This window comes from Ectothiorhodospiraceae bacterium BW-2 (assembly GCA_008375315.1).
Lineage (GTDB): Bacteria > Pseudomonadota > Gammaproteobacteria > Thiohalomonadales > Thiohalomonadaceae > BW-2.
The window spans coordinates 3,389,426-3,413,651 of record CP032507.1 but is presented as its reverse complement, the minus strand read 5'-3'; the positions used below and the strand labels follow the sequence as shown (position 1 = coordinate 3,413,651).

23 protein-coding genes and 1 CRISPR repeat array (1 of these 24 only partly in view) are annotated in these 24,226 nt (G+C 52.4%); of the genes, 15 read left to right on the top strand and 8 right to left on the bottom strand.

From position 1 onward, the window contains the following. Positions 1–35 precede the first annotated feature (35 nt). The 4 genes from D5085_16020 to D5085_16005 are packed head-to-tail and all read right to left on the bottom strand — an operon-like array spanning position 36 to position 1,035. On the bottom strand, positions 36–296 hold the full coding sequence (locus tag D5085_16020) for a BolA family transcriptional regulator (GenBank protein QEP44508.1): 261 nt from the start codon (positions 294–296) through the stop codon (positions 36–38). After that, on the bottom strand, positions 293–592 hold the full coding sequence (locus D5085_16015; protein QEP44507.1) for a YciI family protein: 300 nt from the start codon (positions 590–592) through the stop codon (positions 293–295). The genes D5085_16020 and D5085_16015 overlap by 4 nt, the downstream gene beginning before the upstream one ends. Positions 593–610: 18 nt before the next feature. Continuing rightward, positions 611–823, bottom strand: coding sequence for a hypothetical protein (locus D5085_16010; protein ID QEP44506.1), 213 nt, complete (start codon positions 821–823; stop codon positions 611–613). Positions 824–852: 29 nt separating this feature from the next. Then, a complete protein-coding gene (locus tag D5085_16005) occupies positions 853–1,035 on the bottom strand; it encodes a hypothetical protein (protein ID QEP44505.1) in 183 nt (60 codons plus the stop codon). A gap of 507 nt (positions 1,036–1,542) precedes the next feature. Between D5085_16005 and D5085_16000 the strand changes: the two genes are divergently transcribed. After that, positions 1,543–2,715 carry a hypothetical protein gene (locus D5085_16000; GenBank protein QEP44504.1) on the top strand — a complete coding sequence of 391 codons (1,173 nt, stop codon included), beginning with the start codon at positions 1,543–1,545 and terminating at the stop codon, positions 2,713–2,715. Between the two features lie 19 nt (positions 2,716–2,734). Here D5085_16000 and D5085_15995 read toward each other — a convergent pair whose 3' ends face one another. Beyond that, a complete protein-coding gene (locus D5085_15995; GenBank protein QEP44503.1) occupies positions 2,735–3,499 on the bottom strand; it encodes an EAL domain-containing protein in 765 nt (254 codons plus the stop codon). A 142-nt stretch (positions 3,500–3,641) separates the two neighbouring features. On the opposite strand from D5085_15995, the gene D5085_15990 reads away from it, so the two are divergent. From D5085_15990 to D5085_15970, 5 genes are all read left to right on the top strand, one after another. Further along, on the top strand, positions 3,642–6,248 hold the full coding sequence (locus D5085_15990) for a DUF2339 domain-containing protein (protein QEP44502.1): 2,607 nt from the start codon (positions 3,642–3,644) through the stop codon (positions 6,246–6,248). Positions 6,249–6,570: 322 nt separating this feature from the next. Beyond that, positions 6,571–7,275, top strand: coding sequence for a CRISPR-associated endonuclease Cas3'' (locus D5085_15985; protein QEP44501.1), 705 nt, complete (start codon positions 6,571–6,573; stop codon positions 7,273–7,275). Then, positions 7,184–7,627 carry a hypothetical protein gene (locus D5085_15980; protein QEP44500.1) on the top strand — a complete coding sequence of 148 codons (444 nt, stop codon included), beginning with the start codon at positions 7,184–7,186 and terminating at the stop codon, positions 7,625–7,627. The genes D5085_15985 and D5085_15980 overlap by 92 nt, the downstream gene beginning before the upstream one ends. Further along, a complete protein-coding gene (locus D5085_15975) occupies positions 7,624–8,673 on the top strand; it encodes an IS3 family transposase (protein QEP44499.1) in 1,050 nt (349 codons plus the stop codon). The genes D5085_15980 and D5085_15975 overlap by 4 nt, the downstream gene beginning before the upstream one ends. Before the next feature lie 366 nt (positions 8,674–9,039). Next, positions 9,040–9,384, top strand: coding sequence for a hypothetical protein (locus D5085_15970; GenBank protein ID QEP44498.1), 345 nt, complete (start codon positions 9,040–9,042; stop codon positions 9,382–9,384). A gap of 112 nt (positions 9,385–9,496) precedes the next feature. Here D5085_15970 and D5085_15965 read toward each other — a convergent pair whose 3' ends face one another. Then, on the bottom strand, positions 9,497–11,290 hold the full coding sequence (locus D5085_15965) for an IS1634 family transposase (protein QEP44497.1): 1,794 nt from the start codon (positions 11,288–11,290) through the stop codon (positions 9,497–9,499). Between the two features lie 20 nt (positions 11,291–11,310). Between D5085_15965 and cas3 the strand changes: the two genes are divergently transcribed. Together cas3 and casA are read left to right on the top strand one after the other, a co-directional pair. After that, positions 11,311–13,209, top strand: coding sequence for a CRISPR-associated helicase Cas3' (gene cas3 / locus D5085_15960; protein QEP44496.1), 1,899 nt, complete (start codon positions 11,311–11,313; stop codon positions 13,207–13,209). Then, positions 13,199–13,549: a type I-E CRISPR-associated protein Cse1/CasA gene (gene casA / locus D5085_15955; protein QEP44495.1), complete on the top strand. Its 351-nt coding sequence runs from the start codon at positions 13,199–13,201 to the stop codon at positions 13,547–13,549. Before cas3 ends, casA begins: the two co-directional genes overlap by 11 nt. A 341-nt stretch (positions 13,550–13,890) precedes the next feature. Here casA and D5085_15950 read toward each other — a convergent pair whose 3' ends face one another. Continuing rightward, positions 13,891–14,940: an IS3 family transposase gene (locus tag D5085_15950; protein QEP44494.1), complete on the bottom strand. Its 1,050-nt coding sequence runs from the start codon at positions 14,938–14,940 to the stop codon at positions 13,891–13,893. After that, positions 14,937–15,380, bottom strand: a complete 444-nt coding sequence (locus D5085_15945) for a hypothetical protein (GenBank protein ID QEP44493.1) — start codon at positions 15,378–15,380, stop codon at positions 14,937–14,939. The genes D5085_15950 and D5085_15945 overlap by 4 nt, the downstream gene beginning before the upstream one ends. A gap of 50 nt (positions 15,381–15,430) precedes the next feature. Between D5085_15945 and D5085_15940 the strand changes: the two genes are divergently transcribed. Genes D5085_15940 through D5085_15910 form a run of 7 tightly spaced genes read left to right on the top strand, consistent with a single transcriptional unit; the run spans position 15,431 to position 20,854 of the window. After that, the gene (locus D5085_15940; protein QEP44492.1) at positions 15,431–16,642 is read left to right on the top strand and encodes a type I-E CRISPR-associated protein Cse1/CasA; all 1,212 of its coding nucleotides are present in this window, start codon (positions 15,431–15,433) and stop codon (positions 16,640–16,642) included. A gap of 24 nt (positions 16,643–16,666) precedes the next feature. Continuing rightward, positions 16,667–17,188, top strand: a complete 522-nt coding sequence (gene casB, locus D5085_15935; protein ID QEP44491.1) for a type I-E CRISPR-associated protein Cse2/CasB — start codon at positions 16,667–16,669, stop codon at positions 17,186–17,188. Between the two features lie 39 nt (positions 17,189–17,227). Next, positions 17,228–18,370, top strand: coding sequence for a type I-E CRISPR-associated protein Cas7/Cse4/CasC (gene cas7e, locus D5085_15930; protein ID QEP44490.1), 1,143 nt, complete (start codon positions 17,228–17,230; stop codon positions 18,368–18,370). Between the two features lie 2 nt (positions 18,371–18,372). Continuing rightward, on the top strand, positions 18,373–19,029 hold the full coding sequence (gene cas5e / locus D5085_15925; protein ID QEP44489.1) for a type I-E CRISPR-associated protein Cas5/CasD: 657 nt from the start codon (positions 18,373–18,375) through the stop codon (positions 19,027–19,029). Then, entirely contained in the window at positions 19,020–19,643 is a 624-nt protein-coding gene (cas6e, locus tag D5085_15920) for a type I-E CRISPR-associated protein Cas6/Cse3/CasE (GenBank protein ID QEP44488.1), read from the top strand. The genes cas5e and cas6e overlap by 10 nt, the downstream gene beginning before the upstream one ends. A 1-nt stretch (position 19,644) precedes the next feature. Beyond that, entirely contained in the window at positions 19,645–20,565 is a 921-nt protein-coding gene (gene cas1e / locus D5085_15915) for a type I-E CRISPR-associated endonuclease Cas1 (GenBank protein ID QEP44487.1), read from the top strand. After that, the gene (locus tag D5085_15910) at positions 20,546–20,854 is read left to right on the top strand and encodes a type I-E CRISPR-associated endoribonuclease Cas2 (GenBank protein ID QEP44486.1); all 309 of its coding nucleotides are present in this window, start codon (positions 20,546–20,548) and stop codon (positions 20,852–20,854) included. Before cas1e ends, D5085_15910 begins: the two co-directional genes overlap by 20 nt. A 94-nt stretch (positions 20,855–20,948) precedes the next feature. Next, a CRISPR array of direct repeats spans positions 20,949–24,226; the repeat unit is 29 nt; unit sequence GTGTTCCCCGCGCCTGCGGGGCTGAACCG; it runs 858 nt beyond the window's last position.

Below are 24,226 nucleotides of genomic sequence, written 5' to 3'. Positions count from 1 at the left end.
GAGTGGTTTATGGGTGGATAGGTTAAGTTGGCCCACTAGGGGGCATCGGCATCAATGCTTAGGGCGTGAATCTCCTCCGGCATCATATCACCAACGGCAGCATAGACCATACGGTGGCGCTGAAGGGTGGTTTTGCCCTCGAAGGCATCGGCGCGGATGGTGACTCGAAAGTGGCCGGCACCTCCGGCACTGGCGTGTCCGGCGTGTTGGTGGCTCTCATCAACAATCGCTAACGCTTGGGGGCTAAATTCACGCTCTAGCCGTTCACGAATCATGGTAACACGCTGTTCACTCATGGTAGTACCTTCTTAAAGGGTTTGACGACAACATCGGTATAGACCCCGCCGATGAGATAGGGGTCGGCATCGGCCCAGTGCCGAGCCTCCTCCAGAGAGTCGAACTCGGCGATGACCAAGCTGCCACTAAAACCGGCCTCACCGGGGTCGGTGGTATCGATAGCTGGATGGGGGCCGGCCACTAGCAGGCGCCCCTGCTGCTGTAGCTCATTGAGCCGTGCTAAGTGAGCCGGACGGTGCTGCTGTCGCAGCGGCAGGCTGTTGGGGGTATCTTCGCTTAAAATGGCGTACCACATAGTTTGGTGACTGCTCCTTTAATGGCTTGATTGAGTCCGGAGGGTAGTGGTCATGGTCAGATACTCCTCCATCGGGATCAGGATGTTATCGATCGCACCACAGCTAGGGCAGCTCTGTTCGAGCATATAGCCGAGGGCATCGCTATCGTCATAATCTTCGCCATCAATGTAGCTAAAGTTGAGCTTGCCGTCAAAGTGACACTCGCCACAGATACCCCAATATTGAAACATGAGTTAGGCCGTAGAGCAGAGGAGGAGCACTAGAGCCGCTGCTGGTAGTGCTGGAATCGCTGCTGAAAGAAGAAGGTCTTCACCTGTTCGATCAACCTCTCATCGTTACTTTTATCATCCTCCCAAATCGGCTGCCAGTTGGTCGCGACAATATGAGTCAGCCAACGGTTGATCGACTGTTGTTTCATTGTTGTCAGTAACTGCTCGTTCATGGCCGGTCTCCTTTATTGGTTAAATAATAATGAAGCTAATAGCTGTGGTAGCGGACAGTCTCCCGCAATCTTGGGGGTAGGGTTAGCAAAAAGCAATCAATCGAGATTACAATGGTAGGGATGAATCGATACCCAATGCAACCTTTTTTTCTCTTTCTGCTACTGTTCTGGCTCTGCGGTGGCTCAGTCGCGCTGCCATTAACGGCGACAGAGCGGGCCTATCTGGCGCAGTTACCGCCGTTCAAGGTGGCGATGATTGACTCACAACCTGTTCATATCGGGTAACTGAAGGAGGGAGAGTGAACGGTTACATTGTGACTTTGGGCAGGGGTACGGTATCGCTAAGCCGATGCCGGCGGAGCAGTTTGGCACCATCAACCCCGTAGATTGTCGCGAGGGGAGTGGAGGGTTAGGAACAAGGAACAGTCTCTTATTCATCATTGGGGCTATTTTAAGTATAATCGCCGCCGGTGGCATGGTCTGAATAGCAGAGGGGAGCGGTTGTTAATGAATCAGCGAATAAATCGTAGTCGATATGGTCTAATGGGGCTGTTGTGCTGGAGTAGCGTGCTAATAGCGGATCTGGAGCAGGCGGTAGCGCTCTATGGGCAAGGGGACTATCTGCAGTCGTTTGATCTCTTTAAACCGTTAGCGCAAGAGGGGGAAGTTAGCGCACAGTTCTACCTAGGGTTTATCTACGATAATGGTCTCGGGCTAGAGGAGTCCGATAGCGAGGCGCTCTATTGGTACCAACAGGCGGCGCAACAGGGGAGTATTAAGGCGCAAAACAATTTGGGGCTGCTCTATGATCGGGGTAAGGGAGTGGAGACCGATTCCGCGTTAGCGCTGGAGTGGTACACCCGAGCGGCGAAGCGGGGGAGTGTGGTGGCGCAATACAATTTAGGTGCCTTCTATGAAGAGGGGAAGGCCGAGGAGGTTGACCTAGAAAAGGCGATCTTCTGGTACACCAAAGCAGCCGAAGCGGGGCTGGTTGAGTCGCAGTATCGTCTGGGGGAGATCTATGGACAAGGGCCGGAGACGATTAGCGACTATTCGAAGGCACACCGCTGGTATCAACAGGCGGCGGAGCAGGGCCACAATCAGGCGCGGGTGCGGCTAGGCCTGATGTATATGAAGGGGATCGGGGCACCAAAGGATGCGGTAGTGGCCTACCACTGGTTCAATCTGGCGGCGATAGGGGGTAGCCTAGATGCGGCCAAAAAGCGCAATCTGCTTGAGAGTAGTATGAGTGTGATGCAGGTTGCCCAAGCGCAGCAGTTGAGTCGTCACTATCTACAGTCGATGCCACAACCTGCGGTAGCGCTGGAGGCAGTGAACCGAGCCTCTGCACTAGCGGTCGAACAGCCGCCGCCCCCGCCAGCGGAGGAGGTTAGCGCAGTCGAAACACCACTTAAGTCGCCGGCACCCTCGCCTGAGGTTGGCGCTCCAGCGTCGTCGCAGTTAGTGGGCGAACCGGCATCGTTTACCATCTTGCCAACCCCCAAAGAGGCTCGGGTTAGGATTATGAATATTACGCCTAAATATCGACCGGGGATGTTACTCGAACCGGGTAACTATACCGTTGAGGTCAGCGCCCCCGGCTACCATACCCTCGTGCAGCGCATCGGCCACACTGACGAGCCGACTGAGCATCGAGTGGTGCTTAGCCGAGTTCTGTAGTCGCTGTTTAGGGTGTCAGTTAGCTAAAGTCAACTTCGGGCAGCGCCTCTGTCGCGGGACGAGCAAACAGATACCCCTGAAAATAGTAGAGGCCGAGCGCCATTAACAGCTCTAGATCGGCTAGATTCTCAATCCCCTCAGCAATCACTTCAATCTTCATCGCTTGGGCGGTAGCGATGATGGTAGCCGTTTTTTGGTAGAGTTTTGGATCTTGGGCGATACCACGGCATAAGGCGATATCGAGCTTTAGAAAGTGGGGTTGAAAGCGGCTGAGTAGCTGTAGATCGCTAAAGCCGGCTCCAAAATCGTCTATTGCGGTCATTAGCCCCCGATTTTTGTACTCATTAAAGATATTTTGTAGATGGTGCGGATCGATGACCCGTTCCGATTCGGAGACCTCAAAGATAGTCGCCTCTAACGGAAAGTGGTAGTACTCCGCTGCGGCGACTGTGGCGCGAATACACGCTTCGGGGCGATAGACGGCATTAGGCAGAAAGTTAATGCTCAAATAGCAGTCGATCTGTAGCTCTGCCGCTAGCTCAATCGCCTTAATCCGACAGCTCTGATCGAAGGTGTAGCGATTACTCTCATTAACACGGGAGAGCACCTCTGCCGCCCCCTCGCCATGAGTCCCGCGAACTAGCGCTTCGTAGGCCAAAATTGTCCGATCGCGCATATCGACAATCGGCTGAAAGGCCATGGTAATCTCAAAGTCGAGTGGATTGTCGTGAAGACAGTTATCGCAGCCAGGAGGGGTAAAGGCAAAAGATTGGGCAAAGGACATAAAAAACTCTGTTCAGATTCACTAAAACCAGTTCAGAATATAGCACCGTTACAGCGGTATCGCCACCCTAAATTTCGGCAGGCGGCAGTGTCGGGAGAGGGAAGAGGGTAGAGAGTCGTAGCAGTCACAACCGGATGGCGCACTGAATCGGTGCGCCGCTAGCTTGGGGGTAGATGTGGAGTTTATCGTTTTCGTTTGGCTCGGGGGGATAGTTGCCACCCTTCTATTGAGTGCGGTAGGGGTGGTGGTATTGTGGCGGCAACTGCGCTCTCTGCAACAGAGGGTGGCGCAGCTAGAGCAGCGACAACCCTCCCCACCCGCTAGTGAAGTTGCCGAACCGACGCTAGAGGTGACAGCACAGTTAGATTCGTGGTTACAAGAGGAGAGGGTGAGCACGAATCAAATAGGGGAGAGTCGGGCCGCTAGTGCTCTGCAACAACTTATTTCGGGGTGGCTGCAGGCGCTGTCAGAGATCAATCTAGTCGTTCGGATCGGACTAGTGGTGCTCTTTTTTGGGATCGCTTTTTTGCTTAAATTTGCCGCCGATCAGCAGTTACTCTCGCCTGCGGTGCGTTTAGGGGGGGCGATCGTGGTGGCGCTGGTGGTGTTTACGATTGGCTGGCGGCTGCGGCAGCGCCGTTTTAGTTATGCGATGCTGCTACAGGGGGGGGGGATTGGGATGCTCTATATCTCGTTATTTGCCGCCGCCCACTTCTATCACCTATTACCGCTCAATGGGGTGTTGGCGGCGATGATTGTGCTGGCGCTGCTAACGGCCACTCTCGCGGTGGTACAAAATGGCCGTGCGCTAGCGCTATTCGGTGTTTGTGGTGGTTTTTTGGCCCCCCTGCTCACCTCGGATGGAAGCGGTAACTATCTGCTGCTGTTTGGTTACTATACCCTGCTAAATGCGATTATCTTTGTGATCGCTTGGTATCGTCCTTGGCGTATCCTTAATTTAGTCGGATTTGGTGCAACGCTGCTAGTGGCGCTGCTGTGGGGAGAGCACCACTACCATTCGGGGCTATTTATTCCTATCGAGCTCTTTTTAGGGCTATTTTGGCTCGGTTATATTGCGATCGCGATCCTCTATTCGCTACGACAGCCGTTGCAGCTTAAGGGGGTGGTCGATGGCTCTATCGTCTTTGGGGTGCCTCTATCGCTGATTGCTCTACAGGCGGCGGTCGTCTCTCACCTGCCGAATGGGATGGCGGTCACGGCGCTGGTGATGGCGTTGACCTATCTTGGGTTGAGCTATCTGCTCTGGTCTCGTGCGTTGGCGAGGGGAGGGGTGTTAGCGGAGGCCTTTGTGGCGCTCGGAATAGGGTTTGCCACTTTAGCGGTGCCACTGTGGCTAGATGATCGTTTAACGGTTGTGACTTGGGCGGTGGAGGGGGCGGCGCTAGTATGGGTTGGCTTGCGGCAGGGGCAGCGACTCTCCCGTCTGGCGGGTCTGGTGCTACAGCTCTTCTCGGCAGTATTGTTACTGGATCAGTGGCAGATGTTTAGAACGGAGCAGCCGCTACTCAATGCTGGCTGGATGGGCGGGGTGCTGCTCGGCTTGGCGGCACTCTTTAGCCACTATCGGTTACAGCAGCGACAACAGCAGCTAAGTTCGCCGGAGCGGTGGCTACTGCCCCTGCTGCTGTTGTGGGGGGTGGGGTGGTGGTTTTTGGCCGCTTTCGATACCTTTGCCTACTACTTCGGTTCGCATACTGAGGTGATGGTGATGCTGTTGTGGTTGTGGCTATCGCTGCTGTTGCTAGAGCAGCTACAGCGCCTACTCTGTTGGCCCGAGCTTATCAAAGTGGGTGTTTGGGCTCTGCCGCTGGCCTCTCTGTTGCTGTTGGAGTTATTGACAGACTCTTGGCGGGCGCCGCTCGATGGGTGGGGGGCGTTACTCTGGCCGCTATTGCTGTTACAGCTCTATCGGTGGGTCAATCGGGGCGGGGTGGTCGCTCTGTGGCCGTTGTCGTGGCTGCACTGGTGGCAGTTGGGGCTGTTTTGGCTGACGGCGGGGCTGTTGGTTAGCTCTGTATCGCGTCAACTACAGCTGTTCGATCTGGCACCGATCTGGTCGATGGTGGCGAGTGGTGTGGTGGTTATCGCGCTGGTTGTGCCGTTATTGCGCTACTATCGACAGCTCGGTTGGCCTTGGGCCGGTTATGGGCGCTGGCTGCACCGTTATGGCATGATGCCCGTTTTAGTCGCGCTGCTGTGGTGGCAGTGGCAGGCGCTGGCCGACAGTGGCGTGGTCGGCGGGTACTATCTGCCGCTGTTGAATCCGCTAGAGTTGACTCAGTTGGCCGTGGTGGCGGTCTGGGTGGTTTGGTGGCGGCAGTTACCTGCGGCGATCCTATGTCGGCAGCGCTATCGAGTACAAAAATCACAGCTACAGCGTGTTGGTCTGTCGGTGCTGTTTCTACTGCTGCACGCGCCACTAGCCCGTAGTGTCAGCCACTTTGCTGGTATCGATTACCGTCTTGAGTCGCTATTTGAGAGTTCGCTCTGGCAGGCGGTGTTGGCGCTATTTTGGGTCTTAGGGGCGCTGGTGGCAATGAGCTGGGGATCGAGACGGGGAGAGCGGGCTCTGTGGCGGGCAGGGGCGCTGCTCTTGGGGGCGGTGGTTATTAAGCTGTTTAGTGTCGATCTGGCCGGTAGCGCAACGCTGGAGCAGATTATCGCCTTTCTTGGCGTCGGTGTGGTGATGTTGGTGATTGGTTATCTGGCTCCCCAGCCGTCTAAGTAGGGGCGGATTTCAAACCTGCTATTAATTTAGGTCTGTTATAAGTGTTGTTGGTCATAAGCATAAAAATATACTTTTTTATTGCTTCTTGTTGACACATATCGTCTTACGATATTAATTATTGATTGACCGTGGTCATCGTTCGTGCTAATTTTTTATTCACGAATGAGAGGAGACGGTCTTGTTCATCAATTCGTCAGGCTTGTGATTTCTATTATGTCACCCTCCAACTTCCCACCGCTAGGTGAGAGAGGGTTGGGGTTGGTGCTAAAAAATGGTGAAACGATGAGCAAGGTCTTAAAAATTATTGCATTAACAGACACAGATGAGCACATTTACAAAGTTAAATATCAGCAAAACCATTTGGGCTAAAAGTGGTGATCCGAAATTTCATCCACTTTTAGCGCATATACTGGATGTCGCTGCTGTAGCAGAAACTATTTTGTTACGCGAACCACCGCAAACAAAAGCTTGGCTGGCACAGCAGTTGTACATACCAGAACAGAGCGTTGCTCAATTCGTTGCGTTTATCTGTGGTCTGCACGATTTTGGTAAGGCAACACCGGGCTTTCAGGCAAAATGGCAACAGGGCGCAGATCAGGATCGGCGTGTAGGGCTTATCTTTGAGCCTAAAGCGGCGTTAAAACAAGATCGACACGACCTCTCTTCAGCTTATTTGCTACAACAAGCACTGCAATCGGTGATTGGTGACAGTGACTGCTGTCGTTCTTTAGCTATGCTATTGGGAGCGCATCACGGCTATTTTCCAAAATCAAATGAGATCAAACAGGGCAAACCCTCTTTCGAAAAAGCGATTTGGAACGAAGCAAGAACAGATCTACTTAAAATGTATTGTCAAATTGTAATGCCTGAAATGGTTTACCAACCTAAAGCACCCCCTGAGTGTCAAGATACCCTGAGACCACCCCTGATGAGAAATGAATGTAGAATCAGGGGGGCAACAGAGGAGATACACGATGCCCAAAGATACTACCGTTTTACCCTCCAACGAGGTTACCGACCCCGATGAAGAGAAGCGCTCCTACCGCAAATTTAGTGAGGAAGAGAAGCTTCGGATCCTAGCAGAAGCAGAGCAGTGCAAGGAGCCGGGTCAGCTAGGCGAGCTGCTGCGCAAAGAGCAGATCTACAGCTCCCATCTGACCAAATGGCGCCGACAACTGCAAGCACAGGGGCAGGCTGGCCTGAAAGGGAAACAGAGTGGTCGCAAACCGAGCCTAGACAAGCGAGATAAGGAGATAGAGCGTTTAAAGAAGGAAATTCAGCGTCTTAGCCAACGGTTACAGCAGACCGAAGGGGTGATTGCGCTCCAAAAAAAAGCCTTCAGCTTATTGGAGCAGATGAACACAGAGATAAGCTTATGAGATTAGTTGAAAAAGAGTGCCCCAGTTCGGTGAGCATAAGAGCCGCTTGCGATAGCCTAGCGCTCTCGCGTGCAGGCTACTACCGCCGACAGGCTCCGGTTGTCTCCCCCCGAGCGAGCCTTCCAAGACCCGTCGCAGCCAATGCGCTGAGTGAGGCAGAGAGGCAAGCCGTTCTGGGGCTTTTGAACAGCGAACGATTCTATGACCAACCTCCGGCAGAGATCTATGCTAGCCTGCTGGATGAAGGGAAATATTACTGTTCAATCAGTACGATGTATCGGATCCTTCGTGCTAATCAACAGACGGGAGAGCGGCGAGCTCAAAAACCGGCCAAATCACACGCTATCCCCCGATTACGGGCGACCCGCCCGAATGAGGTTTGGACATGGGATATCACTAAGCTTCCCACCACAGAGCAGGGTAACTTCTTGAATCTCTATGTGGTGATGGATCTCTACAGCCGTTTTATTGTGGCTTGGATGGTCTCAAGGAAGGAGAATAGTGAGCTCTCCAAGCTGTTAATCAGTGACGCAGCGGCTCGCTATCGGGTCGCGCTCAGTGGCTTAACACTGCATCAGGATAGAGGTGTGCCGATGACCGCCAGAGGCTATCTCGACTTGATGGCCGAACTGGGGATCACCTGCTCCCACAGCCGTCCACGAGTCAGTAACGACAATCCGTTTAGCGAGAGTCAATTTAAAACACTCAAGCAACAACCCGATTATCCTCAACGATTTACAGGAGTTGACCATGCCAGAATATGGTTTAGTGACTATGTTGACTGGTACTGTTTCCACCACCACCATCGAGGGATTGCGTGGTTCACTCCAGAGCAGGTATTTACCGGTCGTTACAAGGAGGTTAGCGAGCAGCGTGAACAGGCGCTGAAGCAGGCCTATCAGCAGCATCCGAAACGCTTTATTCATGGTGAGCCCAAGGTTAAGCAACCCCCTACTGAGGTATGGATTAACCCCGCTCTACCGGAGGAGGGGGTGGGGTCGCTGGAGGTCAACTATCCAACCCTGAATAGAGCGAAGGAGAGATGAGTGACGGTGCCGCTAGTGGGTCTATCGTCGATGGCTTTAGCCGGTTGTGGTGGCTGAATGACAGAGCGTTATCCATAGCCCGCCCCCCGGAGACCCCCTTATTATCGTAGGGGGGCGGGCTGTGGGTAACGCGGTGCAGGAGGGAGGTTCCTAGATTAGGGGTTGCAGTTCGCCTTGCAGCTCCCCCTTGCTGAAGGGCTTGGCTCTTGCGGCAAAGGGCCATGAGGGTCATGTTCGCTCCTTGTTGCGTCATGACTCAACATAGGCGAAATTTGCCGGTGAGGGCAGTGGCAATCACCGGCTAGATTTAGAGCTTTATTTTTTTAACAACTGGTCTCAAATTGCTTGACAGCTTCCGCACCCAATTTGGCGATTGCGGCTTGGTTGGCCGGATTAACCAGTGTCGCCGACTGGATTGGCTCCAATCAAGCATGGTTCCCTCTCGGAGAACGGTTCGATAATTTAGATGTTTTTTATCAAAACGCTCAAATTTTAGCGCAGCAAGCACTAGACAAAATCGGCTGGCGTATGTGGCAACCCTTACTTACAACACCGATGAATGACAGTGATCGACTGGTCGCGTATATTTTAGCCGATGAGACCAAACTCGCGCGGCCTTTGCAATCGATGGGTGACCAATTATTAAAACAAGCGCAAGAGCCGATGTTAATGGTTGTTGAAGCGCCCATGGCCCATCTTTCGATTTGCTAGATCGAATAGTGCAAAAAATCAAATAGTTGAGACGAATTCAATGGGTAGTATGGCACTACATCTATGATTTTTCACGATGCAGAATGCAGAACGCGTGTTGACTGAGCCGAATTTAGATCAGCGTCATCTTTGTCGGATGGACCGAATAGTCGAGTCCCAGCGCATCCAGAACTGGACGTTGATGGGGTTCGATGCGGGTGGTTTTGCGCAGATGAATGGTGCGATTATCTTCACGCTTGACGGTGACACTCACCCGCTGACGATTGGCAAACAGCTGTCGCAGGGATGTCCAGCTCGCATGAATGTCGTGTGCTTTGAGTTGATGTCGCAGCGTATGCACGAGATGGTAACCGAGCAGGGTGATGAAGAGGTGGCCCTCGAGGCGATCGGCTGTATGGTGATAGACGGGGCGCATCCCCAGTTCGCTTTTCAGGCTGCGAAAGACCGCTTCGAGGTCGGTGAGCAGGATATAGGTCTGCCACAGCTTGGCAGCATCCCAATCGAGTAAATCGGTGCGCAGACAGTAGACGCCGGGATGGCTGGCCGCTGAGTCGGCGGCATCGTTGAGAGACCAGGTGATGGCCGTGGCTTTGCCCTCTTGTTCGCTGACGCTAATGGTATAGCGGGCGGCTGCACGGGAATACTTCTGTTTGAGCCGACCAATCCGCTCATGGATTTTCTCGCTGCTTTTGGTGCAACGGGGTTTAGATAGTCCCTCATTAAGGGCGGTTAACCCCGCTTCAAAGCGTTGCGCAATGCTATCCAGAATCGCCTGCTCTTTCAGTTCTCGCGCTTCGGAGTGGCAGTAGAGTTTGACTTCCCCCCGCTCGCCATCCTCAACCCGCTGCGCGCGTACGCAATTGCCGGGGCTCTCTTTGATCAGCGTGGCCTGGGTCTCATCAAACTCTCGATGGGGTTGACGGCTCACGACAATATAGTGGTAACCGGCACCTTTCAGCCACTGTAGATTCTTCTCACTGGCAATGCCGGCATCCATAATAACAGTACTGTGTGGCGAGGCTTCCAGCTCAGTGAGCAGACCCTCCAGGGTGGAGGGTTCGCTGACATTACCGGCAAAGTGGCGTGAACAGCGCGGAAAGCCACTGCTATCGAGTACCAGACCGAGGGTAACGAGCGGGCAGTCACTGCGCCGCTCCTTGGAGCGCCCACGCTGTGCCAGTTCGGAGTCGGGCGCTCCTTCAAAGAAGGTATTGGTCAAGTCATAGAGGGCGATAGTCTCCTTCAGATCGAAAAGCGTCTGCTCCCGCTGCCAGAGATGGGCCTCCAGTGCCGCTTTGTGTTTCCAGAGCAGGTCGCTGGCTTGATAGAGGCGATCATGCCCCATGGCGTCAAAGTCATAACCGATGAGCTCGCCCAGTCCACTCTGCTGCTGGAGCCAGTGATAGGTGGCCCACTCGCTGGCAGGAGAAGCCATGCGCCCAACGATATTGCCAATGGCTGCGGCCAGTTCATGACGGTTAAAGCCAAGCTCTTGCAGTTTATCAATCAGTTTCAGCTGTTGCAGCGCATGCAGAGCCAACTGTTCAATGCCAACCTGACGAGGCCGGCTTAGCTCCAGAGAGTCCATATCGACCGATTGCCAGGTGTGCGGCGGTAACGGTTCGCCGTAACCGGTTTGCTGTAGTTTGTTGCTCAACTGCTGGGCGGTCTGCTCCAGGGCGGTTGGCAGTGCCAGGGTGAGAAAATCGCCCTGTGCGTTCAACAGTTGCTCAATGCGGGCGGTCAGAAGCGGCCATTGCGCCGACTCTACACTAAAGTGGCGACCCAAATTGAGCAGGGTCTGTTGCTTGACCTTGCCGGCCACACGGGTGGATTCCACCAGTCGATAGGTGAAGTAGGGCTCACCGGAGCCGTGGCTTTTAATCGTAGTGCGACGAATATACATACTGACAGTGTAGCTGCAAAATGGGGGATTGCAAGCCTATCCGTCACATTATGGCACTACGATTTATTTTCAAAACTCAAGTAATTGATTTAATTAAAATAGCATATCGGGTTCCCGATATATTTTGGGGATTTTGGTCGGATTTGACGAAAGATGGGATGGGTGAGGGGAAAACCGAACTGGCTTTTATGTCGCAGCTACGCTTACAGCAACAATTCGGGCACCGAGGGTTATATATCGCCTTACCAACTCAGGCAACGGGTAATGCAATGTATCAACGCACTCAAGCGTTTATTCACCAATTTGATACCGAAGCCAATATTGCGGTGCAGTTAGCGCATGGTGGCGCACTATTGCGGTTACATGAGATTAGTGGTGAACAAGATGATTCGGTTCAATCTGCGGCGTGGTTTAGTCAGCGTAAACGGCCGCTCTTAGCCGCTTATGGTGTGGGTACAATTGATCAGGCTCTTTTTGCTACTTTAAATGTAAAACACCACTTTGTTCGGTTATGGGGACTTAGTAATAAAGTAGTTGTTCTTGATGAGGTACACGCTTATGACACCTATACTAGTGGCTTAATTGTTGCTCTATTACGCTGGTTAAAAAAATTACACTGCTCTGTGGTTTTGATGAGCGCAACCCTCCCTACGGCAAAACGCCAGCAGTTAATGAGTGCTTGGGGAGCAAATACAACGGATCAGGATATCGCTTATCCTCGTCTGTGGTCGGTGCAGAGCGGTCAAGTTGAGGGTCGGGCGATTGCGTGCCGTTTGCAACCGCCAATCACGATTGAAGTAGAAGGGGAAACCGTTGAAGCTTTATCGAACCATGCTCTAAGACAGTTACAACAAGGCGGGTGTGGCGTGGTGATCGTGAATACCGTGCAACGCGCCCAACAGCTTTATGGTCTATTAAAAACACAGCTCGATAGCGATACACGGTTACTACTGTTTCATGCGCGTTACCCATTTGATGAGCGCGAGCAACTTGAAAAAAAGGTGCTTCAGTGGTTTGGTGAGTGTGGAGAACGCCCAGAACAAGCCCTGCTGATTGCCACTCAAGTGGTAGAGCAGAGCCTTGATATCGATTTTGATTTTATGATAACCGATTTAGCTCCCATCGATCTACTTTTGCAACGGGCGGGACGACTCCATCGTCACACCCAGAATCATCGTTCTGTCGCCCATCAATCGCCTGTATTAACCATTGCGGGCATACACTCCAATCGATTGCCAGAGCTAACCGAGACGGCATGGGGTTATGTGTACGATCACCACATTCTCTATCGTAGCTGGAGCGTGATTAAGGCCAATCGTGTTTGGCATCTGCCTGCCGATATTGATCGATTAGTGCAACAGGTTTATGGCTCCGAGGTGATGCCTGAAGAGGAGCAGGCAGAGTATCAAATGGTACTCGATACCGCACTCGGCGAACATTATGCCGAATTAGGGCAGCAACGCCAACATGCACAAGATGTCGCTATTCATGCCGATGATGAGCTACAAAATGCTTATAATCAGACACATAGAGCCAGTGAAGAAGGTGAGGGGGGCACAAAGCAGGTAATCACACGAGAAGGTGCGGAGTCGATGAGCGTTATACCGCTACACCAAACGGAACAAGGATGGCAAATTTTTGCCGAAACTGAGCCATTTAATCCTAACGATAATCCAGACGAGCCACTCGCACGGGCACTATTTAGGCGGCAGGTACGGCTTTCACGCAAGGCGATTATCGTGGCATTAAAGCAACAAGAGCTCTATCCACTCTTTGCTAATCATCCACTGCTACGCAATCTCTATCCGCTGTTGCTTCAGAATGGCGTGGCACAATTTGGCAAATTACAAGTTCGGCTCGATAACGAGTTAGGGCTTATTTATGAAACAACCGACATGGGGAATACTAATGGAGCATGATCTTGAACTGCCCGCTTATAACCTATTAGATGAGCCCTGGATTCCGGTTAGGGATCGATGCGGTAATGTAGTCGATATTAGTCTAACCGAGGCATTGCTCAATGGCCGGGACTATGCTGCGATAGCTGAAACTTCGCCACCTAATTTAATTGCACTCTATCGGCTTTTATTAGCGGTGCTACATCGAGCTTTAACAACTCAATATGGTGCATGGCGCGATCAAGATCGGGCAGATTGGTTTCGCAATGGATTACCCGAGCAGGCGATTACCGCCTATTTAGAGCTGTGGCGTGACCGATTTTGGTTATTTCACCCAACAGCCCCGGAAGCTGTCAAGTAATTTGAGACCAGTTGTTAAAAAAATAAAGCTCTAAATCTAGCCGGTGATTGCCACTGCCCTCACCGGCAAATTTCGCCTATGTTGAGTCATGACGCAACAAGGAGCGAACATGACCCTCATGGCCCTTTGCCGCAAGAGCCAAGCCCTTCAGCAAGGGGGAGCTGCAAGGCGAACTGCAACCCCTAATCTAGGAACCTCCCTCCTGCACCGCGTTACCCACAGCCCGCCCCCCTACGATAATAAGGGGGTCTCCGGGGGGCGGGCTATGGATAACGCTCTGTCATTCAGCCACCACAACCGGCTAAAGCCATCGACGATAGACCCACTAGCGGCACCGTCACTCATCTCTCCTTCGCTCTATTCAGGGTTGGATAGTTGACCTCCAGCGACCCCACCCCCTCCTCCGGTAGAGCGGGGTTAATCCATACCTCAGTAGGGGGTTGCTTAACCTTGGGCTCACCATGAATAAAGCGTTTCGGATGCTGCTGATAGGCCTGCTTCAGCGCCTGTTCACGCTGCTCGCTAACCTCCTTGTAACGACCGGTAAATACCTGCTCTGGAGTGAACCACGCAATCCCTCGATGGTGGTGGTGGAAACAGTACCAGTCAACATAGTCACTAAACCATATTCTGGCATGGTCAACTCCTGTAAATCGTTGAGGATAATCGGGTTGTTGCTTGAGTGTTTTAAATTGACTCTCGCTAAACGGATTGTCGTTACTGACTCGTGGACGGCTGTGGGAGCAGGTGATCCCCAGTTCGGCCATCAAGTCGAGATAGCCTCTGGCGGTCATCGGCACACCTCTATCCTGATGCAGTGTTAAGCCACTGAGCGCGACCCGATAGCGAGCCGCTGCGTCACTGATTAACAGCTTGGAGAGCTCACTATTCTCCTTCCTTGAGACCATCCAAGCCACAATAAAACGGCTGTAGAGATCCATCACCACATAGAGATTCAAGAAGTTACCCTGCTCTGTGGTGGGAAGCTTAGTGATATCCCATGTCCAAACCTCATTCGGGCGGGTCGCCCGTAATCGGGGGATAGCGTGTGATTTGGCCGGTTTTTGAGCTCGCCGCTCTCCCGTCTGTTGATTAGCACGAAGGATCCGATACATCGTACTGATTGAACAGTAATATTTCCCTTCATCCAGCAGGCTAGCATAGATCTCTGCCGGAGGTTGGTCATAGAATCGTTCGCTGTTCAAAAGCCCCAGAACGGCTTGCCTCTCTGCCTCACTCAGCGCATTGGCTGCGACGGGTCTTGGAAGGCTCGCTCGGGGGGAGACAACCGGAGCCTGTCGGCGGTAGTAGCCTGCACGCGAGAGCGCTAGGCTATCGCAAGCGGCTCTTATGCTCACCGAACTGGGGCACTCTTTTTCAACTAATCTCATAAGCTTATCTCTGTGTTCATCTGCTCCAATAAGCTGAAGGCTTTTTTTTGGAGCGCAATCACCCCTTCGGTCTGCTGTAACCGTTGGCTAAGACGCTGAATTTCCTTCTTTAAACGCTCTATCTCCTTATCTCGCTTGTCTAGGCTCGGTTTGCGACCACTCTGTTTCCCTTTCAGGCCAGCCTGCCCCTGTGCTTGCAGTTGTCGGCGCCATTTGGTCAGATGGGAGCTGTAGATCTGCTCTTTGCGCAGCAGCTCGCCTAGCTGACCCGGCTCCTTGCACTGCTCTGCTTCTGCTAGGATCCGAAGCTTCTCTTCCTCACTAAATTTGCGGTAGGAGCGCTTCTCTTCATCGGGGTCGGTAACCTCGTTGGAGGGTAAAACGGTAGTATCTTTGGGCATCGTGTATCTCCTCTGTTGCCCCCCTGATTCTACATTCATTTCTCATCAGGGGTGGTCTCAGGGTATCTTGACACTCAGGGGCCCCCTTTATGCAAGTGGCGGCGTTAGCGGAGGCGGAAGAGACGAAAGATAAAATTAAACCGGTGGGACAGATTCGTTTGGAAAGTGCTACAGGTAATACGCCTGTGGTTTTTGATCATTCATTGGATACAGAGCCATTGGTTACAAAGACATCGTTGGCCTTGAAAAATCTACTCGGTTATTTACAGTTTACACCGGGAGGATTGGTTAAAATCCTACGCGGGTCGGATAAAGCCGGTGCTATTGCTAATAGTGCTGCAGTGATAGCGATGGGAACAGATCTAACCGAAACGCTTTTATTAAGTTTGCACCCATTTAATCGCGGTGATATTGAAGATTTACCTACTTGGGAAAAAGAGCTACCATCGATTGCTGATTTATGTAGTGATCCTAAGCCATTAACGGGGATAAATGATCGCTATAGTCGTTGTAGTCGAGCGGTACTGTTTAGATATATAGGGAATGATCATGTAGTTAGCGAACTCTATTTTGCCGCAGGTATTGCGATTGCAGAGGATTCAGACAGTACCGATCCGATGCTGTGCTACCGTATCAATAAGGACGGTAAGGCAATACGAGTGAGCTATCAACAAGGACGAGCTATTTGGCGTGATCTGCCCTCTATGGTTCCTGATCCTACTTGTACCCAAGATCAGCCTCCAGTCGTACTTGATTGGGCTGTGAATCTCTATAACGCTTTGGGTGAACTCGATAGAGAAGTTCATCTATTATCAGCAGGTTTAACCAGTAATAAGGCCAAACTAGAGCGCTGGCGTATCGAACGCATCGAACTACCGCAAGCTCTGCTCTCTGAACCCGATATTGCACAATATTTACGCGATCTGATTCGCTTTGCCGAAACTACTTTTTATAGCCTTCGCACGATTATGAAAAATTTTATCGCCCACACTCTACCCGATCCAGAGCATAAAGATACTAGAGCAAAAGCGGGGCTGATACTGGATCAATCACCAGCAGCGATAACTTATTTCACTGCGGCAGAACGAGCCTTACCGACCCTAATGCAACAGATTGTCAACGCTGAGATTGATGAAGCTGAGGAGGGCTGGAAACTCGCTTTAGCCGAGGGGGCTGAAGCGGCGTGGCAGGCGGCTCGCCGCAGTCTGGGTGATGCTCCGCGCGTCATTCGCGCTGATGCCTGTTACTGGCCACGATTTCGGGGCTTGGTGAAAAAAGAGCTACTACCGCCTACTGAATAATATTGTTCGATTCAAGGAGAAAAGATGAGTGAATTAACACAAACCTACATCGATTATCTGCTCCGTTTAAAAGAGAGTAATCGCGCCGCGATGGCACATCTTAAACGCAGTTTGGGCTTTACTTTAGGGGGGTATCCTCGTAGTTACCCTTTTGTTGAACCCTTTGTGAATGGCGATCGCCCTGCTTACGATGCACAACGGTTAGCCCTCTACTTAACCGCAGGGCTGTTTGCAATGCATCCGAACCACCAAACAAAAACAACTTTTGCCGCCGCTTTAGGTCAGCTCGCCGCGCAACGAAGTGACAGTATCGAAAAACGCTTTATAGCGCTGCTATCGGCCGATCCTGAAACCGTTGCGAATTATTTACGCCAAAATATGGCATTACTAGCTTCTGATGATTTGGGGTTGAACTACGCCACGCTATTAAATGATCTCACCGAGTGGCTTAATCCTTATCGAGCTGAACGCCACACTGCCATCAAGCAGCGATGGGCGAGGGATTTTTATCGCCATTATGGGCCTACATCTAACCATCAATCATAGTGATTGTATTTTATTTAATATTCTATTAAGGAGAACCTGATGAGTCTATTTATTGAATACCATTTAATCCAAAATTTTGCCCCCTCCAACTTGAATCGTGACGATACCGGTGCGCCGAAAGATGCCCTATTTGGCGGTCATCGACGAGCGCGGATTAGTAGTCAATGTTTTAAGCGTGCAATGCGGTTACATACTAACGAATCGGGTACGATTCCAACTCAAAACCAGAGCATACGCACCAAAAAATTGAAACGCATACTGGAGCAAAAATTAGCTATTTTAGGAAGAGAAGGTGCTGGAGAGCGCATTAATCACGCGCTCTCTGCGGCGGGTTTAGTGGTTAAAGATGATAATAAAACTGAATATTTGCTCTTTTTGGGTGAAGGTGAAATCGATGCGTTTTCCGAATTAATCGATCAACATTGGGATAAGCTTGCCGAGGTTGAGGCATCGACCGAGAAGAAGAGTAAAAAATCGGCTAAAGCGGCAATCCCTACTGAAATTATTGCACAGGCAAAAAAATTGCTGGATGGTAAAAAGGCGGTCGATGTCGCCCTCTATGGCCGAATGTTAGCTGATCTTCCCGAAGTGAATCAGCACGCAGCTTGTCAGGTTGCTCATGCGATTTCAACCCATAAAGTTGAACGCGAATTTGACTATTTTACTGCTGTGGATGATCGAGGTGACGCTGATGAGACCGGAGCCGGTATGATTGGACAAATCGAGTTTAATGCGGCGACACTATACCGCTATGCGGTGATCGATGTACCTAAACTGGTTGCCAATCTACACGACGATACTGAATTAGCTTTACAGGCGATGAGTGCCTTTACTCAGGCGATAGCACGCGCCATACCGAGCGGTAAACAGAATAGTTTTGCCGCCCACAATCCACCGGCATTTGTCGGCGTCGTGTTGCGCCATAGTAGCCCATTTAATTTAGCCAATGCGTTTGAAAAACCGCTTTGGCCTAAACTTGATAGTGAACTTTCTGCCCTTTCTGTGGCGAAATTGGCTGAGCAAGAGCATAAAATTGCTTCATTTTATGGTGATGGACGCGATCAGTGGAGCTATCTTGATTTAAGTGGTCAATGGCCTGCAGATTTGGGTACTGCACAAACGCATCTTGATAAATTAGCCGATTGGGTGGCCGATCAGGTACGCCGGCAATTGGAGGGGTAGTGATGGCTACGGCTACCTTACTATTGCGGCTTGTTGCCCCCATGCAATCTTGGGGTACAACCAGCCGTTTTGACGAAAGAGACAGTCAGCTTGAGCCTTCTAAGTCGGGAGTCATCGGGCTAATTTGTGCTGCATTAGGACGAGAGCGTAACGAGGAGATTGATGATTTAGCTGCACTCAAAATGGGAGTGCGCGTCGATCAAGAGGGCGTATTAATGCGTGACTATCAGACTGCTACGGGTGTGATGCGTGCTACAGGTAGGGCTGATTTAAAACGCACGGTAGTTAGTCCGCGCTATTACCTGGCTGATGCTGCCTTTTTGGTGGGTTTAGAAGGCGATAGTGTCTTACTTCAGACGGTTGATAGTGCATTACACTCGCCCCATTGGTCGCTCTCATTAGGGCGTAAGAGCTTTCCACCCTCACAACCGATCTGGTTAGAGCAGTCGCTACATGAACACGATTTAAGCACTGCTCTAATGGGTTATCCGCCCATTATTCAGATTAAGCAGTCCAAAACAGTGCGTTTACTACTAGAGCATAGTGAGCATGGTGTGGTTCGTCTGGATCAACCCGTAGCACCGTTTTCTGAACGTCTATTTGGGCCGCGTTATATTGCAACTAAAATGGTTAATTTGGAGGCGAATGGATGTATTTAACAAAATTAATCATTAATGCCCAACATCGAGACGCACGGCGTGATTTGAGCAATGCGTACGAGATGCATCGAACTTTAAGTCGTGCTTTTGCAAGCGATGGTACTGTGCTACCACACCGGTTTTTATGGCGTTTAGAGCGTGATGGTGGCTACTCATTAAACCATCAAACGGTATTAATTCAGTCGCTTTATTTAGCTAACTGGCAACCGTTACAAGAAAATAGTGGCTACATTGAGCAGCTTTACCCTAATAAGGCGGTCGATTTAAGTCATTTAGTAGGGTTTGGGCGATGGTATCGTTTTCGTTTGCTTGCTAATCCTACCGTTTATCGTGGTGGTAAACGGTACGGTTTGATGGGTGAGGCTGATCAGCTTGCTTGGTTACAACGACAGGGTAAAAAGAACGGATTTTCATTGCGTGATGTGCTAGTGGTTCGAGATGAGTTGTTACAGTGCCGGCAGGGTAAGAAGGAACATCGTATTCAGCTTAAAGCAGTATTGTATGAGGGACTATTGCAGGTAACCGATGTCACTAGGTTACAACAGGTTTTAACCGATGGGATCGGTCGTGCTAAGTCGATGGGGTTGGGTTTGTTAAGTTTGGCACCGTTGTGATATGAATCCGTTATTGCCTGATATAGCCCCGATACCAATTAAAGAGCGTTTGTCTCTGTTATTTGTTGAACGCTGTCATGTTGATGTGGTCGATGGCGCTTTTGTGATGATTGATAAAGATGGGGTGCGTACTCATGTACCGTTAGGAGGAATAGCTTGTTTAATGCTGGAGCCGGGGGTGCGGATCTCGCATCGTGCAGTACATTTGGCAGCGACAACGGGTACGCTATTAGTTTGGGTGGGTGAAGCGGGAGTTCGGCTCTATTCGGCGGGTCAACCCGGTGGCGCACGCTCGGATAAATTACTTTATCAAGCTAAATTGGCTCTATCTGAACAGGGGCGTTTAAAAGTAGTGCGTGAGATGTATCGTCGTCGATTTCAGGAGGAGCCGCCAGCCAATCGTAGTGTGGCACAACTGCGTGGTATTGAAGGTTCGAGGGTTAAAAAGAGTTATGAGTTATTGGCTAAACAGTATGGTGTGACATGGCGAGGTCGGCGTTATGATGCCGATAGCTGGGATCATTCTGATCTACCTAATCAGTGTATTTCTGCCGCGACTTCGTGTCTTTATGGTGTGTGTGAGGCAGCCATTTTGGCGGCAGGATATGCTCCCGCTATCGGCTTTATTCATCATGGCAAACCACTTTCGTTTGTTTATGATATTGCCGATGTCTATAAGTTTGATTCAGTGGTACCGTTAGCGTTCAAAATTGCCGCACAATCGCCGACTCATCCAGATCGAGCGGTACGCATTGCTTGTCGTGATCTGTTTAGAGAACGGCATTTACTCTCTAAAATTATTCCTGACATCGAGGAGATTTTAGCCGTAGGTGGTGAAGAGCCACCTAAGCCACCAGAAGATGGCGTGGCACCGGCTATCCCTAATAAACAAGGAATTGGTGATGTTGGTCATCGTACTTGAAAATGCACCGCCTCGGTTACGGGGTCGAATGGCGATGTGGTTGTTAGAGATTCGTGCGGGTGTTTATGTAGGTAACTACTCTCGTAAGGTTCGAGAGATGCTGTGGCGTCATGTAGAGGTGGGTTTAGAGGACGAAGAGGGTAATGCTGTGATGGCATGGAAGGCAAATAATGAGGCAGGGTTTGATTTTATGACATTGGGAAAAAACAGGCGGATTCCTAAAGAGGTCGATGGTGCTAAGTTGATCTCTTTTCTACCGGTTGACAATGCTCCCGATGAGGCTCTTTAACAATTAGGTATTTTTAGTACTAAAATGGGTGAAAAAAGTTGGTGGATTTTTAGTGCTGATTTTTATTTTTATTTTTCATTAGGTTACATGAAGAGTGTTCCCCGCGCCTGCGGGGCTGAACCGCAGTAGCAATGCCCCAACCACACGAAGCGCTCGTGTTCCCCGCGCCTGCGGGGCTGAACCGCAGCTGTCCGCTAGCGCTATCGGGTCGCGACAGTGTTCCCCGCGCCTGCGGGGCTGAACCGAAGCCAGTGGGGTCGAGTACGAACTAGACCCGGTGTTCCCCGCGCCTGCGGGGCTGAACCGCCACTACTTCAGATTTCTTCCGATAATTTTGCGTGTTCCCCGCGCCTGCGGGGCTGAACCGCGTACTACTCCGTCGCCGTCGTTGCTCGTAACGTGTTCCCCGCGCCTGCGGGGCTGAACCGTTATCAATCCCCCAGTACGCGTCGGTCCTCCGGTGTTCCCCGCGCCTGCGGGGCTGAACCGAGCCCTCCGTGTGGTTGGTGTATTGATACTGCGTGTTCCCCGCGCCTGCGGGGCTGAACCGTCCTCTAACGCATCTAACGCATCTAACGAGTCGTGTTCCCCGCGCCTGCGGGGCTGAACCGTCTTGTCCGTGGTAGGCGACAGCATCGCCTACGTGTTCCCCGCGCCTGCGGGGCTGAACCGTTACACGGGCGATGCCCCAACCGTCCCTATAAGTGTTCCCCGCGCCTGCGGGGCTGAACCGTCTTGGGTGTTTTGCACGGCTACATGTAGAGCGTGTTCCCCGCGCCTGCGGGGCTGAACCGTATAGTGGCACTTAAAAAAATAGCAAGGTTTTGTGTTCCCCGCGCCTGCGGGGCTGAACCGGTTTTTGGAAGAGTTAGACGATGACAAGTTATGTGTTCCCCGCGCCTGCGGGGCTGAACCGTTGCCGCTCAATACGGACTGACTAAAGAGCAGGTGTTCCCCGCGCCTGCGGGGCTGAACCGCGAGCGAGCGCATGACCGATACCGACGATGGTGTGTTCCCCGCGCCTGCGGGGCTGAACCGTTGAGTCAATTTCGATTGACTGTGGCAACACAGTGTTCCCCGCGCCTGCGGGGCTGAACCGAGCTATTTAAGCCGATTTTAGAGGCGTTTGAAGTGTTCCCCGCGCCTGCGGGGCTGAACCGCCGCATCGTCCAATCCCAGACCCGCTTGACGAGTGTTCCCCGCGCCTGCGGGGCTGAACCGCGCGACGGGATCAGGGGATTGCTGATGCGCTGGTGTTCCCCGCGCCTGCGGGGCTGAACCGAGTTAGCGGATGAGATGGCCGCGCTAAATGCGGTGTTCCCCGCGCCTGCGGGGCTGAACCGAGACCAGTGTCGCTGATGAGGGACGCCGTCTAGTGTTCCCCGCGCCTGCGGGGCTGAACCGTCTGTGGCCAGCGTTGTGCCGCTGGTTACACTGTGTTCCCCGCGCCTGCGGGGCTGAACCGATCGTGATGTCGCTGCGCCGCGCGACGCGGTAGTGTTCCCCGCGCCTGCGGGGCTGAACCGCAGTAGTGCTATCGGCATCGAGGCGAGGGTCAGTGTTCCCCGCGCCTGCGGGGCTGAACCGCAGTAGTGCTATCGGCATCGAGGCGAGGGTCAGTGTTCCCCGCGCCTGCGGGGCTGAACCGGTAGTCTTGCTCGGAGCGCCAGCGGTGCCTAAGTGTTCCCCGCGCCTGCGGGGCTGAACCGCAACTGGAGTCCTATTGAGTTGTCTGATGGGCGTGTTCCCCGCGCCTGCGGGGCTGAACCGCCGCCACTGACTCGCGCCAAAACCGATCTAATGTGTTCCCCGCGCCTGCGGGGCTGAACCGCGTATGCCGATTACTGCGGGGTTAATCCGTCTGTGTTCCCCGCGCCTGCGGGGCTGAACCGCGTATTAACAAACTCTTCCTTAGAAATAAACTGTGTTCCCCGCGCCTGCGGGGCTGAACCGTCTGACAAAAAAGATTTAACGGATTTAGTTTAGTGTTCCCCGCGCCTGCGGGGCTGAACCGTAGTGCGACCGCAAATATCTGTTTCCGTTGATGTGTTCCCCGCGCCTGCGGGGCTGAACCGCTATCGGTAATTGTCAGTCGGCAGACAATGTAGTGTTCCCCGCGCCTGCGGGGCTGAACCGCAAATCAGAATCGCGCCATTTTTTCGGAAATAGTGTTCCCCGCGCCTGCGGGGCTGAACCGCAGAAGAAGCAGCTTTGGAACGATCAACATTAGTGTTCCCCGCGCCTGCGGGGCTGAACCGCCGGTCATCTCCTCACCTGTAGTTGGATCAATGTGTTCCCCGCGCCTGCGGGGCTGAACCGATGTTACTCTGCTCCACCCCGACCGTTAAGGGGTGTTCCCCGCGCCTGCGGGGCTGAACCGCTGACGGGGTTAAGTTTTTACGCTTCCATGAGGTGTTCCCCGCGCCTGCGGGGCTGAACCGAGATCGACAGTGCTCTTTGCGAGGAATTTTGTGTGTTCCCCGCGCCTGCGGGGCTGAACCGAGTTATGAGGAGGTTAGCGTTCTGATGGACGCGTGTTCCCCGCGCCTGCGGGGCTGAACCGTGCCCGGCTTAATGTTGCCATAACGGTCTGAGGTGTTCCCCGCGCCTGCGGGGCTGAACCGAGGGCGAAAACCTTTATGTCAATTATCAGATAGTGTTCCCCGCGCCTGCGGGGCTGAACCGAGACTTGATATCGCAGCCCTTCAATGAGAGTGGTGTTCCCCGCGCCTGCGGGGCTGAACCGCATTTAACTCATCAATGGATGATAGGGTAAAGGTGTTCCCCGCGCCTGCGGGGCTGAACCGCTTGTGCGCCACGAGCAGGCTCATGTGTATCAGTGTTCCCCGCGCCTGCGGGGCTGAACCGTAATCAAACAAAACCGATTCAATTCTTGATAGGTGTTCCCCGCGCCTGCGGGGCTGAACCGACCATCGTCAATATCAATAGGCGGATAATAAGGTGTTCCCCGCGCCTGCGGGGCTGAACCGCGAAGCGATTATGAATTTTTCAATCCAATAAAGTGTTCCCCGCGCCTGCGGGGCTGAACCGGTACTATCGGTATAGCAGGTAGGTACTATCGGGTGTTCCCCGCGCCTGCGGGGCTGAACCGCCACGCTCACAGGATTTGATTTCTCTCGGTACGTGTTCCCCGCGCCTGCGGGGCTGAACCGTTTTGTTAATGACTCTCCCGTTATTTCTGAGAGTGTTCCCCGCGCCTGCGGGGCTGAACCGCGAATTTGCTCCCCCTATCCCGCTCGGGGATGCGTGTTCCCCGCGCCTGCGGGGCTGAACCGATGTCGCAGTATCGTTCTTACGCTCGTGCGGGGTGTTCCCCGCGCCTGCGGGGCTGAACCGATATATGAAATTGGG